This window comes from Sulfuriferula sp. AH1, from assembly GCF_002162035.1.
GTDB lineage: Bacteria > Pseudomonadota > Gammaproteobacteria > Burkholderiales > Sulfuriferulaceae > Sulfuriferula.
This window is the reverse complement of sequence record NZ_CP021138.1, coordinates 1,505,142-1,519,918: the sequence shown is the minus strand read 5'-3', so window position 1 is coordinate 1,519,918 and position 14,777 is coordinate 1,505,142. Positions and strand designations below refer to the sequence as shown.

14 protein-coding genes and 1 tRNA gene are annotated in these 14,777 nt (G+C 54.6%); 11 read left to right on the top strand and 4 right to left on the bottom strand.

All coding sequences use genetic code 11. The features are described from left to right. From CAP31_RS07715 to CAP31_RS07695, 5 genes are all read left to right on the top strand, one after another. On the top strand, nucleotides 1–507 hold the full coding sequence (locus CAP31_RS07715) for a hypothetical protein (RefSeq protein WP_087448311.1): 507 nt from the start codon (nucleotides 1–3) through the stop codon (nucleotides 505–507). Between the two features lie 88 nt (nucleotides 508–595). Further along, nucleotides 596–1,357, top strand: a complete 762-nt coding sequence (locus CAP31_RS07710; RefSeq protein ID WP_087447007.1) for a hypothetical protein — start codon at nucleotides 596–598, stop codon at nucleotides 1,355–1,357. 24 nt (nucleotides 1,358–1,381) lie between these two features. Then, nucleotides 1,382–1,690 (top strand): hypothetical protein, encoded by a 309-nt coding sequence (locus tag CAP31_RS07705; RefSeq protein WP_087447006.1) that lies wholly within the window; start codon nucleotides 1,382–1,384, stop codon nucleotides 1,688–1,690. Between the two features lie 10 nt (nucleotides 1,691–1,700). Then, nucleotides 1,701–2,213: a thioesterase family protein gene (locus CAP31_RS07700; RefSeq protein WP_223247214.1), complete on the top strand. Its 513-nt coding sequence runs from the start codon at nucleotides 1,701–1,703 to the stop codon at nucleotides 2,211–2,213. Beyond that, nucleotides 2,101–3,003 (top strand): PhzF family phenazine biosynthesis protein, encoded by a 903-nt coding sequence (locus tag CAP31_RS07695; RefSeq protein WP_223247213.1) that lies wholly within the window; start codon nucleotides 2,101–2,103, stop codon nucleotides 3,001–3,003. The genes CAP31_RS07700 and CAP31_RS07695 overlap by 113 nt, the downstream gene beginning before the upstream one ends. Before the next feature lie 138 nt (nucleotides 3,004–3,141). Here the strand turns inward: CAP31_RS07695 and dapD are convergent, their stop codons facing one another. Both dapD and dapC read right to left on the bottom strand, forming a co-directional pair. After that, nucleotides 3,142–3,963: a 2,3,4,5-tetrahydropyridine-2,6-dicarboxylate N-succinyltransferase gene (gene dapD / locus CAP31_RS07690; RefSeq protein ID WP_087447004.1), complete on the bottom strand. Its 822-nt coding sequence runs from the start codon at nucleotides 3,961–3,963 to the stop codon at nucleotides 3,142–3,144. Between the two features lie 18 nt (nucleotides 3,964–3,981). Next, nucleotides 3,982–5,181 carry a succinyldiaminopimelate transaminase gene (gene dapC / locus CAP31_RS07685; RefSeq protein ID WP_087447003.1) on the bottom strand — a complete coding sequence of 400 codons (1,200 nt, stop codon included), beginning with the start codon at nucleotides 5,179–5,181 and terminating at the stop codon, nucleotides 3,982–3,984. Nucleotides 5,182–5,343: 162 nt separating this feature from the next. On the opposite strand from dapC, the gene CAP31_RS07680 reads away from it, so the two are divergent. The 5 genes from CAP31_RS07680 to CAP31_RS07660 all read left to right on the top strand — a co-directional run bounded on the left by CAP31_RS07680 (nucleotide 5,344) and on the right by CAP31_RS07660 (nucleotide 12,510). Then, complete coding sequence (locus tag CAP31_RS07680) at nucleotides 5,344–6,237, top strand: DMT family transporter (protein ID WP_223247212.1); 894 nt, start codon at nucleotides 5,344–5,346, stop codon at nucleotides 6,235–6,237. Further along, entirely contained in the window at nucleotides 6,234–6,605 is a 372-nt protein-coding gene (locus CAP31_RS07675; protein ID WP_087447002.1) for a VOC family protein, read from the top strand. The genes CAP31_RS07680 and CAP31_RS07675 overlap by 4 nt, the downstream gene beginning before the upstream one ends. 192 nt (nucleotides 6,606–6,797) lie before the next feature. Then, entirely contained in the window at nucleotides 6,798–8,210 is a 1,413-nt protein-coding gene (locus tag CAP31_RS07670) for a hypothetical protein (protein WP_157662701.1), read from the top strand. Between the two features lie 145 nt (nucleotides 8,211–8,355). Next, the gene (locus CAP31_RS07665) at nucleotides 8,356–11,871 is read left to right on the top strand and encodes an FAD-dependent oxidoreductase (protein ID WP_087447000.1); all 3,516 of its coding nucleotides are present in this window, start codon (nucleotides 8,356–8,358) and stop codon (nucleotides 11,869–11,871) included. Nucleotides 11,872–11,970: 99 nt separating this feature from the next. Beyond that, a complete protein-coding gene (locus CAP31_RS07660) occupies nucleotides 11,971–12,510 on the top strand; it encodes an NADPH-dependent FMN reductase (protein WP_223247211.1) in 540 nt (179 codons plus the stop codon). Between the two features lie 11 nt (nucleotides 12,511–12,521). On the opposite strand, the gene CAP31_RS07655 is transcribed toward CAP31_RS07660, so the two are convergent. Further along, on the bottom strand, nucleotides 12,522–13,004 hold the full coding sequence (locus CAP31_RS07655) for an SRPBCC family protein (protein WP_087446998.1): 483 nt from the start codon (nucleotides 13,002–13,004) through the stop codon (nucleotides 12,522–12,524). Between the two features lie 137 nt (nucleotides 13,005–13,141). After that, a tRNA-Ser gene (locus CAP31_RS07650) sits at nucleotides 13,142–13,231 on the bottom strand. Between the two features lie 49 nt (nucleotides 13,232–13,280). Between CAP31_RS07650 and mltF the strand changes: the two genes are divergently transcribed. Then, the gene (mltF, locus tag CAP31_RS07645) at nucleotides 13,281–14,705 is read left to right on the top strand and encodes a membrane-bound lytic murein transglycosylase MltF (RefSeq protein WP_087446997.1); all 1,425 of its coding nucleotides are present in this window, start codon (nucleotides 13,281–13,283) and stop codon (nucleotides 14,703–14,705) included. Nucleotides 14,706–14,777: the final 72 nt, after the last annotated feature.

Below are 14,777 nucleotides of genomic sequence, written 5' to 3'. Positions count from 1 at the left end.
ATGAAAATAGTCCTTCGGCTTTTCCGTATCGTTCACGGCCTCATGGCAGCGCTGTTTGCCTGTGCTGCGGTCATGCTGATCATCATCGCTTCGCGTATCGGATGGCAGGCCTTTGCGGGCGGACTGGATAGCGCCGCGGCACAGAGCATCATAGAAGCGGTGGGTTTGCTGGCAGCAGCCGTCGTCGCGCTCCAGATCGCCGAGACCATCACCGAAGAAGAAGTCATTCGCGCGGCGGACATCAGCGCGCCTACCCGTGTTCGCCGTTTTCTGTCCCGCTTCTTCGTGGTGGTGATCGTCTCTCTGGCGATAGAAGGTCTGGTTGCGACTTTCAAGGCGATTCATGAAGCGCCCTCACAGCTGCCGTACGCAGCAGCGCTGATCGTTTCCGTGGGCGTATTGTTGGCCTCATGGGGAGTCTTCGTCCGTTTCAACCGGTTTGCAGAAGAACTTGAGCCGGAAGCCATGGCCGAGGCGAAGAGCGAGGATGAAAAACTCAAGCAATGACGGCGGCTGGCATCGGTAAACTGATTTTGATTGCTTAGTGCCGGGTTAGTCGACACAATCAGATATTTCCTCAACTGAACAAGAAAAAATGAACACAGACCAACAACAGGTTTTAAGCAAGGTGCCGGAAGTGACGCTGACCTTCTGGATCATAAAAATTCTGGCCACAACACTCGGCGAGACGGGCGGGGATGCGGTTTCGATGTCGATGCATCTTGGCTATCTCGTCGCTACCGGGATATTTGCTGCTGTCTTCATTGTGGCAGTCATTGCGCAGATTTCCGCAAAGAAATTTCACCCGCTCATCTACTGGACGACCATTATCGCAACAACGACAGTAGGAACGACGCTGGCAGATTTCGCAGACCGGTCTCTGGGTGTCGGTTACGCAGGTGGCACGGCGATACTGTTTGCTTTGCTTATGGCATCGCTTTTCATTTGGTACAGCACGCTTGGTTCGGTAGCGGTGGATACGGTCAGCTCGCCAAAATCCGAAATGTTCTACTGGATCACCATCATGTTTTCTCAAACTTTGGGTACAGCCCTCGGCGACTGGACGGCTGATACGGCAGGTCTCGGCTACGAGGGAGGTGCTATCGTGTTCGGCGCCATGCTGGCGATTATCGCGTTGTTGTATTACCGGACCCGGATTTCCCATACAGCGCTCTTCTGGGCGGCATTCATCCTGACGCGGCCGCTGGGTGCGGTGGTCGGCGATTTTCTGGATAAACCGATCAGTCAGGGCGGCCTGGCATTAAGCCGTTACTCGGCATCGGCAGTTTTATTGGTACTGATCGCATCGGGGATATTCCTTTCCCACAGAAATCGGCAAAACAGGGCGGAGTCTTAGCGCTTTAAGTCAGGCAGCGGAAACATGAACACATGGTTTACCAAAAATCTCGGTGATGCGATGTTGGCAGGGGAGTCGCTGGCCGCTATCAAAGCGCTGTTCCTCGGGGAATACGAAAAGGCAGGCCAGCCGAAGGAAATGGCTGTATTTATTCGCCACGAATCTGAAGGCCGGTTGCATTGCGAAGTCAGAATTTATTTCTCGCCGTCATCTGTTATGGCCGCAACGGCGGTGAATGCCATTCCTTGTGCAAAGCCAGTGCCGGGCGAGCTGGATTTGCTGGCTGGCTCCAGGGATGCATGGCCGATATTTTTTACAGAATGTACTGGATAGCAGCCGGGAAATGGGCGACATGGCTCGCTTGTGGGTAGCCGAGATAAGCGGAACGGTAATCGAGTCTGGTCAACGTCAGGAGAAATGGATGAAGGAAACATTGCAACCCGGTATCCGCTATGAGCATAGATTCACTGTTCCGCAATCGAAGACCGTTCCGGCGCTTTACCCTGAGTCAGACGAGTTTTTGGCAATGCCGGAAGTCTTTGCCACCGGTTTTCTTGTGGGATTTCTCGAATGGGCCTGCATCAAGGCGATTAATCCCCATCTCGACTGGCCACATGAGCAAACGGTCGGTACCCATATCGATGTAAGTCACGAAGCGGCAACACCGCCTGGCCTCGAAGTGACTGCGAACGTCGAATTGATTGCGGTAGAAGGCAGAAAACTGATTTTTGCTGTGGAAGCCCATGATGGCATTGACCTCATTTCCAGAGGGCGGCACGAACGATTCATTATCAATAAGGGAAAATTTGATGCCAGGGTTGCGGCTAAGAGAGCCGGTAACGAACATGAGAATTAAACAATATCAGGTGGATGCATTCGCGACCCGTGCATTTGAAGGCAACCCGGCCGCAGTGTGTCTACTGCCAGGCTGGCTTGACAACGATCTTCTCCAGTCTATAGCGGAGGAAAATAATTTATCCGAAACGGCTTTTTTTGTCCCCTCGGAAAAAGGTTTCGAGTTACGCTGGTTTACGCCAGTAAAGGAGGTTGATCTGTGCGGTCATGCCACGTTGGCAACGGCACATGTCATTTTCGATATTCTGGGCTATTCCGGGTCAGTGGTTACTTTTGAAACACGTAGTGGCGATCTGTTCGTTGAAAAGAAGGGGCGGTTGTTGGAAATGAATTTCCCTGCCCGTTTGCTCAGGCCTTGCAATGTTATCGAGACATTGGTCAAAGGCCTCGGCCAGCGTCCTGTTGAAGTATTGGCTGCAGATGATTATCTGGCGGTTTTCGATAGCGAGGCAATCGTTCGCGCCATTATGCCTGACCAAAATCTGCTGGCCCAGCTTGATTTGCGCGGTGTCATCGTTACCGCACCCGGCACGGATACCGATTTCGTCAGCCGTTTTTTCGCTCCCAAATTCGGCATTCCTGAAGACCCCGTGACTGGCTCTGCGCATTGCGCGCTTGCGCCGTACTGGGCCAGCAAGCTTGGGAGGAATATCCTCCGTGCCAGGCAGGTTTCCAGGCGCGGCGGCACCCTCACCTGCGAGGTGAAAGCCGATCGTGTCGTGCTTTCCGGCTGTGCGGTCACATTCATGGAGGCGGAAATCATCTTCAATCCATGCCGAAAGTTTACTTAAATCCCCCGTAAAAGTTCATTGATGCCCATTTTTGAGCGCGTTTTTTGGCTAGGCCGCCGCTTTGCGGCTTAACATGCCCGATGTGCATGTTAGCCCTCACCGAAAAACGCAATTTACTGCGGTTATATTGAATATGTATCAAATTCCGCGTAGCAGCTCGTTAATACCAACCTTTGATCGCGTTTTTTCATCCACTTTCTTCACAATCACGGCGCAGTACAGGCTGTAGCTCCCGTCTTTGGAAGGCAGGTTGCCGCTGACGACCACGGAGCCGGCCGGAACGCGGCCGTACATGACTTCGCCGGTTTCGCGATCATAGATTTTGGTGCTTTGGCCGATATATACGCCCATGGATATGACGACGTTATCTTCGACGATGACACCTTCGACCACTTCCGAGCGTGCACCGATGAAGCAGTTGTCGCCGATGATGGTGGGGTTGGCCTGCACAGGCTCCAGCACGCCGCCGATGCCGACGCCGCCTGACAGGTGGACGTTCTTGCCGATCTGGGCACAGGAGCCGACGGTGGCCCAGGTGTCGACCATGGTGCCTTCATCGACGTAGGCGCCGATGTTGACGTAGGAAGGCATCAGCACCACGTTTTTGCCGATGAACGAGCCGCGGCGTGCTGCAGCAGGCGGCACTACGCGGAAGCCGCCTTCACGGAAGTCGCGGCTGTTATAGTCAGCGAATTTGGACGGGACCTTGTCGAAGTAGTTGGTGAAACCGCCTTTGATGAAGTAGTTGTCTTCCAGACGGAATGACAGCAGCACCGCCTTTTTCAGCCACTGATGGGTGACCCACTCGCCGTTTTCCTTGCTGGCGACGCGCAGGCGGCCTTTGTCCAGCTCTTCCAGCACATGGGCTATGGCGTCCTTGAGCCTGGGTTCGGCGTTGCGCGGGTTGATGTCGGCGCGGCGTTCGAAAGCTTCTTCGATGAGTTGCTGGATTTCGGTCATTTTGTTTCCTTTTTAATGTTAACTGGTGTGGGTGATTAATTGCTGGATACGGGTTGCGGCATCGACGCATTCGGCGAGTGAGGCAACCAGCGCGATACGGATGAAGCCTGCGCCGGGATTGCTGTCCGCGAAATCGCGGGCGAGAAAGGAGCCGGGCAGTACGGTGACGTGATAGTCCTGATAGAGCTTGCGGGCAAACGCAGCGTCATCGCCGTGGGGGACGCGTATCCACAGGTAGAATGCGGCATCCGGCATCGCGGCAGGCATGACGCTGTTGAGCATGGGCTGTACGGCAGCGAATTTTTCGGCATACAGGCGACGGTTTTCCACCACATGGGCTTCGTCATTCCACGCTGCGACACTGGCCATTTGCACGCTGGGCGACATGGCGGAGCCGTGATAGGTGCGGTAGAGCAGGAATTTGGCGATGATGGCAGCATCACCGGCGACAAAGCCCGAGCGCATGCCGGGGACATTGGAGCGTTTGGACAGGCTGGAAAATACCACCAGATTCCTGTAGTCAGTGCGGCCCAGTTGCTGCGCAGCCTGCATGGCGCCCAGCGGCGGATGGGCTTCATCGAAATAGATTTCGGAATAGCATTCGTCGGCGGCAATGGCAAAACCGTAGCGGTCGGACAATGCAAACAGCGCGCGCCATTCCTCCAGCGTCATGACCCGGCCGGTCGGGTTGCCCGGCGAGCACACGTAAATCAATTGCGTGCGTGCCAGCACCGATTCAGGCACACTGGTAAAATCCATGCGGTAGCCGTTTTCAGGCAGTGTCGGCAGGTAATACGGCTGGGCGCCAGCCAGTAATGCAGCGCCTTCATAAATCTGGTAAAACGGGTTGGGCGAGATGACGACCGGTTGATCAAAGCACGGGTCGACAATCGTTTGCGCGAACGCGAACAAGGCCTCGCGACTGCCGTTGACCGGCAAAATCTGCGTTTCAGGATTGGGGGCAGGGATATCGTAGCGCCGCGCGATCCAGTTGGAGATGGCGAGCCGCAATGTAGGCAACCCCGCGGTAAGCGGATAGCTGGCGAGACCATCGAGGTTGGCGATCAGCGCTTCCTTGATGAATGCCGGCGTAGCGTGTTTGGGTTCACCTATCGACAGATTGATCGCGGTGTATTCGGACGACGGAGTAATTCCGGCGAAAAGCTCCCGTAATTTTTGAAACGGATAGGGTTGTAAAAGGTCAAGATAAGGGTTCATAGCCCAAACGCATTGAGGAAAACCGATATTATAATCCTAAACCCGGCAGTTTGACGGGTTGCAAACGCGATCGCACGGGTAGTCAACGGGAAATATGAGCAGGATTTAACCTTGCAGTCGTCAGATTAATTTATCAAATAAGCGGTCAACACCGGATTCAGGATGATGCACTCAAATAACAAAAACACAGTTCTGCCGATAGCGGCTTTGTTGGCCAGCGCCGCTTTATGGGGCGCTATCTGGTACCCCTATCGCTGGCTGAACGAGATGGGCGTATCCGGGTTGATGTCCACGTTCATCTCCTACGGCATCGCGCTGATCATCGGCTTGCCTTTTTATTTCAGACACTTGAAAAGCATTGTTAATGCAAAATGGTTCTGGTTGGCGATCATCATCACTTCGGGATGGACAAATACCGGTTATGTCATGGCGGTAATCCACGGTGAAATCATACGTGTGTTGTTGCTGTTTTATCTGGCACCGTTATGGACCATCCTTTTTTCGTGGTGGATGCTTGGCGAACGCTTAGGCCGTCTGGGGTATTTTATTATCGTATTGGCGTTGACCGGCGCGATGGTCATGTTATGGCAGGCTGACGGACGATTGCCGCTCCCGGCCAATACTGCTGAGTGGGTAGGTTTGTCCGTCGGCATGAGTTTTGCCTTTACCAATGTGCTGATCAAGAAAACCGACATGATCACTATCGAAGCCAAATCCATCGGCATCTGGATAGGCGGGACGCTGGCGCCGCTGCCCTTGCTGTTGATGCAGCCTGCGGTATTCGCCGGGGTGGGCGACTATACCGCGCTGTTATGGGGTGCCTTGTTGCTTGTTGCGCTGGCAATGATAGGCGTTACCTTGTGCATACAGTATGGCTTGATGCACGTCGCGGCCAATCGCGCCATCGTGATTCTGTTATTCGAGCTGGTGGTCGCCGCGATCAGCTCATACTGGCTGGCGGGCGAGTCTCTCAGCGCCAGGGAGTGGGTCGGCGCGGCGATGATCATGATTGCCAGTCTGTTTTCCGGAAAGCTTGAACAGGAGCATTCAAAATGAGTTTAATGGTAGCGTTTCGTCATATCTCGTTACTGGTGGCAGATTTACAGCGAGCACGCGATTTTTATGAAGGCATACTCGGTCTGGAAATCAACCAGGCTCGTCCCACAATGTCTTTCGCTGGTGTCTGGTACGACATCGGGTCAACGCAAATCCATCTGATGTGTCTGCCTAACCCCGAAGCGGGACTGGTGCGGCCGGAGCATGGCGGACGTGATCGCCATGCTGCATTTGTCATTAGCGATATGCATGAGCTGAAAGAACGCTTAACAAAAGCTGACATTCATTTTACGCTTAGTCAGTCCGGGCGCGGTGCGTTATTCTGTCGTGACCCGGATGGCAACGCGCTTGAATTTATATGCGGATAAGTAAATATATTTCCTGTCGGAAAGCTTGCTGAAATCCTGCTGTCATAATTGGCCGATAGACTGGCGTGGCTTTATTAACTAACTTAGAGGTTTTCTATGCCATTCCGTTTCAATATTCTGACTGCCCTGGTTATCACGAGTTTGCCTTTGGCCGGATGTGCCACGCATCCGCTTCAATCGGAGCAAAAGGCGATGCCATTGTCCAAAGCGGCTACCCAGCCTGCGCCTGTTACCAAACAAACTGCCTATATCATTCCTACAGCCGCCGGCTGGCATGTCATGCCGCTGTTGACGGCCGGAGACTCTGTGAATATGAAGGCGGACGGCAAGCCCTATCAAATGGTAGGCGTGCCTGACGGTTTGGGTGCTTACAGCGATAAAGCCAATCTGATTGTATTGATGGATCACGAGTTGAAACCAACCGAAGGGATAGCCCGTGCCCATGGCGAAAAGGGTGCATTCGTATCGCAGTGGGTATTCGATAAAAATACGCTGAAAGCCACTAAAGGTGAGGATCTGATCAAGCAGGTATTTACCTGGGATACCGCCTCTTCAAGCTATATCTACAACAGGGCCAATAGCTTCGATCGTTTTTGTTCGGCCGATTTGCCAGCCGCGAGCGCGCTGTACAATGCCGGCAGCAGCAAGGGTTACCCTGGCAGGATATTCCTGAACGGTGAAGAAACTACGCCGGAAGGTCGCGTATTTGCGCATATTGCGACTGGCGACAATGCCGGTACCAGTTTTGAATTGCCGGATATGGGAAAATTTGCGATCGAAAATGTGCTGGCGCATCCTGCGACTGGCGATATGACGCTGGTCGCGATGAATAACGATGTGATGCCGGGTAACGTGTATTTCTATATCGGTCAGAAACAGAAGAACGGCAGCGAAATCGAACAGGCCGGTTTGACCGGCGGCAAGCTGTATGGCGTCAAGACTGCGGATGCGATCGAGAATTCGGAGCAGGGCGTAATCGGCGCATTCGTACTGGAACCCATGTTCGGTAATGGCAAGGCAGCGAACAAGTCGGGCATGGATTTGATGGCGGATAGCCGCGAGCGCGGTATTACGGCATTCGCCCGGCCAGAGGATGGTTTGTGGGATGTGAAGCATCCTAACGTTTACTATTTTGTCACGACCGATCGTTTTGACGGCAACAGCCGTTTGTACAAGATGACCTTTAACCAGATTGCCAACCCGGCAGCGGGCGGCTTTATCGAACCTGTATTAAACAGCAAGGACATCGGCGCGCAAATGTTCGATAACGTCACCATGACCGCTGACGGCAAGATTTATATTCAGGAAGATCCGGGTAAGCAGGATCATTTGGCGGGTATCTGGGAATTCGACCCAGCCACGAAAAAAACCGGACGGATTTTCGTCTCTGATCCGGCGCGCTTTGTCGAAGGCCAGCCTGGGTTTTTGACCAAGGACGAAGAAAATTCCGGCGTGCTTGATGTGACTGCGCTGGTCAAGGATGCCGTCTGGTTCGATGCCGGCAAGAAATATCTGCTTGGCGCCACTCAGGCGCATTACAAGCTGGATGGCGAGCTGGTACAGGGTGGTCAGCTGTATTTGATGAGTGGCCCGGCGGCGAATTAATCAATATCGAATCCCGGTGAACAAGGCCCTCAGCATGGCGAATGCTGAGGGCCTTGTTGTTTTCGTCAGAATACTCACGCTAAAATGAACCAAGCTATCGATACTTGTTATCCCTCATATACTTCCTGTCATAGGGTTTGCCACGATGAATGAGTCATTCAGTTATCCGTCCTTGACGCTACCGGGGCTGACGTTTCCGGATCTGTTTACGCTGGAGGGATTGCAACAGCTGGACGATGCATTCCTGGTTCGGGTGAGTGCGCGGGATTCTGACCTGCATGCGCGCTTGCTGCAATATCGGCAAGATGGCGGAGGGCTGCCGCCCATCGAGACCAGTGCCTTGTTGCTGGCTTGCGCGCCGCTGCTGGAGGCGTTTATAAGCGAACTGCTCAATATCGATCAAGCTGTCGCCGCACTGTGCGAGCAGGTGCGTTCCCAGGGTGTCGTCCTCAAATTCAAGAAACTCTATGTGCAAAGACGTGCCCGCAAACGTTTGCTGGTGAAGGATGTAACGGCAAGCTTCGCTGAACTCGATATCTGGCTGGAACGCGAGTTGCCTGCGTATGCCGATCGCGAGTTTGCGGTGGCGCGCTACGGGCTGGCTTTGCTGCATGACGAGCCCGGCAATGCGGACGCGGTAGAGAAACTGACGCAATGGTGCCTGCTCGCCCTGACCGATGAGCAAGGGCGCGCCGCCGTCAGCAGCTGGGCCAGTTTCAATTTGCCGCAGGGAATAGATTATCAGCATCTGGTGGAGTTTCAGCCGCGGAGCGGAGAGCGGGCTGTCGGGGTAGAGGGTTTGCCGGATGCATTGCGGCATCGCGATGGCTTCAAACTGACCGATCCGCGCATGACCGAGCGGGCAGTGATGGGGGAAGTGCATTACTGCATTTACTGTCACGAGCATGACGGCGATTTTTGTTCGAAAGGCTTCCCGGAAAAAAAGGGTGAGCCGGAGCGCGGCTTCAAGCAGAACCCGCTCGGTGTGCTGCTGACAGGGTGTCCGCTGGAAGAAAAGATTTCGGAAATGAATCTGTTAAAGCGCGACGGCCGGAACATCGCCGCGCTGGCGATGGCGATGGTGGATAACCCCATGGTGCCGGCCACCGGGCATCGTATCTGTAACGATTGCATGAAATCCTGCATTTATCAGAAACAGGAGCCGGTCGATATCCCGCAGATCGAGACGCGTGTGCTTACCGATGTGTTGCACCTCCCCTGGGGGGTGGAAATATACGATTTGCTGACGCGCTGGAATCCGCTGCGCGCCCGGCAATACCTGCCAAAACCTTATAACGGCAAAAAGGTGCTGATCGCCGGCATGGGGCCGGCGGGCTTCACCATGGCGCATCATCTGACCATGGAAGGCTGTGCCGTGGTCGGGATCGACGGCCTGAAAATCGAGCCGTTGTCCGATGCGCTGCTGCATGGCGCGGTACGTGATTACGGAACGCTGGAAGAGCAGCTCGATACGCGCATCATGGCCGGATTTGGCGGTGTTGCCGAATATGGCATCACGGTGCGATGGGACAAGAATTTTCTCAAACTCATTTACCTGAGCCTGGCCCGACGCAGGCTGTTTCAGGTATTCGGCGGCGTGCGTCTGGGCGGCACAGTGACGCTGGAGGATGCATGGGCGCTAGGATTCGATCACGTCAGTATCGCGACCGGCGCCGGGCTGCCGCGCGTGGTGGTGATCGAGAACAGTCTGGCGCGCGGCATGCGCCAGGCGAACGATTTTCTGATGGCGTTGCAGTTGACGGGTGCGGCCAAGGCCAGTAGTCTGGCCAATCTGCAAGTGCGCCTGCCTGCCATAGTGATAGGCGGCGGCCTTACCGCGCTCGATACCGCCACCGAAGTGCAGGCTTATTATATCGCTCAGGTGGAGAAGATTTTGCTGCGTTATGAGCGGCTGGCCTGCACACTGGGTGAAGCAAGGGTGCGCGAGCAGCTTGATGAAGAATCCATCGGCATCCTGGAAGAATTCCTGGAGCACGGCAAAGCAGTACGTAATGAACGCATGCGGGCCGCCAGCGCCAACGAATTACCCGATTTCATTCCGCTGCTGCATGCCTGGGGTGGCGTCACAGTGATTTACCGTCGCGGCATGAATGAATCCCCAGCCTATCTGCGCAATCACGAGGAGGTCAGCAAGGCGCTGGAGGAGGGAATCTATTACGCAGAGGGCATGCAGCCGCTGAAGGCGAATCTGGACCGGTTCGCGTATGTGGAATCGCTGACCTGTCAGCGCTTCGAGTTGAGCACGGAAGGCAAATGGGAGGACAGCGGCAGCGTCGTGACGTTGCCAGCGCGTGCGATCTTTACTGCGGCAGGCGCGGCGCCAAATACGATATATGAACGCGAGCATGCGGGCACTTTCGAGATGCAGGGCGAGCATTTCATGCCGCATGTGGAAACATCCGCCGGTTTGCAGCCGGTAAAAGTGGCGCAGAACAACAAGGCGGCGAACGCCGGACCGTTTACTTCCTATGAGTCCGACAGTCACCGGGTGACTTTCATCGGTGACACCCATCCGGTGTTCCATGGCAGTGTGGTCAAGGCGATAGCGTCCAGCATGCGTACCTATCCCCGGATCATGGAGGTGCTTGGACAGCAGGCTGCGGGTGATCCCAATGATTATCCAGCGTTCCGCGAACGGATGGTCGATATGCTGCAACCGCGTGTGGTCAGTGTGCGGCGTCACAGCCCCAGCGTGATAGAACTCGGTATCCGCGCGCCGATGGCGGCGCGCAATTTCCATCCCGGCCAGTTCTATCGCTTGCAGAATTATGAAAGCCTGAGCCCGATGGTGGAAGGCACCCGCCTGCAAACCGAGGGCATGGCGTTGACTGGCGCCAGAGTGGAGACGGACAGCGGGCTGATCTCGCTAATGATACTGGAAGCCGGCGCCAGCTCGCGATTATGCGCAACATTGCAGGTGAATACGCCGGTGGTGCTGATGGGACCGACCGGAAAGGCGACAGAATTGCCCGAGAATCAGACCGTACTGGTGACGGCAGGCCGGCGTGGAGCCGCTGTGATGGGCACGCTGGGCCCGGCGCTGCGTGCCCGCGGCAACCGGGTATTGTATTTCGCCGGCTTTCGTACTGCGGATGAGGTGTATCAGCAGGATCGGCTCGAGGAGGCAGCCGATGCGGTGATCTGGTGTACCGCGAGCGGCCATCCTATCCCTGCACGGCGTCCTCAGGATAGCAGCCTGACTGGCGATTACATGACCATGCTGCGCCGCTACGCCGACGGCGAGTTTGCAGGCAGCGATCCCGCTACGCTGATTCCGTTGTCCAGCGTGGACCGTGTGCTGGTCATTGGCAGCCGGGTGTTGCTGCGCATGATGCAGGACGCGATGCAAGGGGATTTGCGCACCCGGTTTCGTAGCGATGTCACCGCCATCTGTTCCGTCCCCAGCCCCATGCAATGCATGTTGCAGGGGGTGTGTGCGCAATGCCTGCAATGGCATGTCGATCCGGCTACCGGTCTGCGCACACGTGCGGTATTTTCCTGTGCAGGCCAGGATCAGCCGTTGCAGTGGGTCGATATGGATAATCTGGACGCACGCCTTGCGCAGAATTCCATGGCGGAAAAACTGACCAATATCTGGCTGGATTATCTGCTCGTGCGGAGCGGGATTGCCCACGTTTAAAGGATTGCGAGTCGCATCGGGGGATTGATAGTGATTTTTTTCCGGAAGGTAGCCTGTCATGAAAAAAATCGGCATTCGCCATACGAATCAATGTCTTCAATGATGAAGATGCTGGCCATCTCCGGGAGTTTGCGTGCCGCATCCAACAACACGATGCTGCTGCGCGCGATGATGCGTTTGGCGCCGGCAGGCATGCAGATTGAATTGTATGGCGATCTTGGGAATCTGCCGCTGTTCAATCCTGATAAGGAAAGTATCGATCCGCCGTACGTCGCCGCTTTCCGAGAGCAGCTGACGGCTGCGGATGCGGTATTGATCGCCAGCTCGGAATATGCGCATGGTGTGACTGGTGTAATGAAAAACGCGCTGGACTGGATGGTGGGTTGCGAAGCATTTGTGAATAAGCCGGTGGCACTGCTCAACGTCTCGCCAAGAGCTGTGCATGCACAGGCCTCGTTAAAGGAGATCATGAGCGTCATGTCGGCGCGGATAGTGGAGGAGGCATCCATTATCGTACCGATCATAGGCGCGAATCTGGATGAGGCAGCTATCGCGGCTCATCCGCATCTCGCTAATGCGTTGCGTACGGCGCTTCAGGCGCTGCAAATTGCAACAGAGCGCTCCGCATGGAAGATGTGAACTGAATCGGGTTAAATCAATGGGGTGTCAAAGCGTCCCTCGAGTGCCAGCTCACGGATAATGCGGATGGTATCGATATCCGCCTCATGATAAGCCGATTTGCGAAAATCATCATACATCTTGTCAGCCGCATTTTCAGCATCGCTTTTGTTGTCTTCATACACAAAACGCACGAGCAGCACATCATCCTGCGGTGACTCTATCGTCATTTTCAGCGTGGAGGCCGGCACTTCGCCTTGCGCCGGAACTTGATAATGCACATGTTGCTGCGGGGCGAAAGTGACGGTGTCATGCACTGTCAGATTGCCATAATGCGAAATGCGCGATACGGTATTTTCAGACGCCTCCAGTATATGGCATTCATCCAGATGCGGTATGAACAACTTCGGCGATTTGGCACGCAGCACCAGGCCTTGCCAGAGTTGTTCTAGGGATACAGGCGGAATATTGCGATTGTTCGGATTGTTGATTTCAATGATATGTTCGAATTTCATGGGGCACCGCTGGTTATTCCGGATATTTTATCGAAGCCTGACATAAGGTCTTGAACCTTGCAAGCAGCACACTAATCTAAGGGTAAGTCCGGAATATATCGGGAAGCAGGCAGGGAATCAGCAGGTCTTGATGGGAGTGGCGGAGAGGGTGGGATTCGAACCCACGGTAAGTTTGCACCTACGCCTGATTTCGAGTCAGGTACATTCGACCACTCTGCCACCTCTCCGTAGCCCGCTATTGTATCGTCATCCGGCAAAAATTAGAAGTGCCCCGGAATGCTAGACAATTCTTCAAAACTCGGCGAGACTGGCATTTATGCGAATAATACTATTCTTATTGATACTCGCGCTGGGTGGGTGCGATATGCCGCATCTGCCTCCATCCCCCCGCGTCCCATCCCGTCGCCAGAGCAGTCAGGTGAACTAGTGGTGCTGACTCACAACGGCCCGACGACTTATTTTGAAGGCGCCGATGGCAAACCCAGCGGTTTTGAATACGACCTGGTGACTCTGTTTGCCCAGCAATACGGCTATAAGGTGCGTTTTGTCGAGGCGGATAATCTTAACGATTTATTTAATCTGCTGTCGCAGCATCAGGCGCATTTCGCAGCGGCAGGGCTCAGTGCGCTGGATTCGCGCAAAACAAGGTTTCAGTTCGGGTCGCCCTATCTAACCGTGAAGCAGCAGATTATTTACAATACTGCCGAAGACAAGCCTAAAAACTTCAATGATTTGAAAAATCTGCGCGTTGAGGTGGTGGCTGGCACCAGTCATGTGGAAACCTTGCGCAAGGTTGCAGCCAAAGTACCGGGATTGCACTGGACGGAAATGCAGGCCAAATGGGATGAAGAATCGCTGGAACGCCTGTCGCGCGGGGAAGTGGATGCTGTCCTGGTTGATTCCAATGAATTCGATATCGCCCGCAAGTTTTACACCAATCTTGATGTGGCTTTCGAGGTACCGCAGGCGGATCAGCTGGCCTGGGCTTTTCCCAAGATCTCCGATCCGGTGTTGTACAAACAGACGCAGCAGTTCTTCCAGCAAATCAGCCATGATGGCACCTTAAAACGGATCATCGATCGTTATTACGGGCATGCCGATAGGCTGGAAGAGGCGGATGTTGCCGGTTTTCTGGATAAAATGCATAGCGTATTGCCCAAGTTCCGCAAGTTTTTCCAGGAGGCGCAGACGCTAACCGGAATAGATTGGCGTCTGATCGCGGCGATCGGTTATCAGGAGTCGCACTGGGACCCTTATGCCACTTCGCCCACCGGAGTACGCGGTCTAATGATGATGACGACCGATACCGCCGACAGGATGGGCGTGAATGACCGGCTCGATGCGCGCCAGAGTATCCTGGGCGGGGCGAGATATCTCGCAATGCTGATAGACCAGATGCCGCTAAAAATCGAAGAGCCGGACCGCACCTGGATGGCCCTGGCGGCTTATAATCAGGGGCAAGGGCATCTGGAAGACGCTCGAGTCCTGGCGCAGCGGCGCAAGCTTAATCCTGCGGCGTGGTGCGACATCAAGCAGACCATGCCGCTGCTGGCCAGTTCAGCACATCATTCCACGGTGAAGCACGGCTTCTGCCGCGGCGGTGAAGCGGTCGTGTTCGTTGAGAATATTCGTACTTATTACGATATCCTGTTGAAATACGAGCAGCCTTTCAAACCTTTGCTGATGTCTAAAAATGATTAGCAATTGATGTTCTGCTATGTGAAATAGTAATTTTGATACCTTTGGGTATTGTGTTCCGGAATTCTATAAATC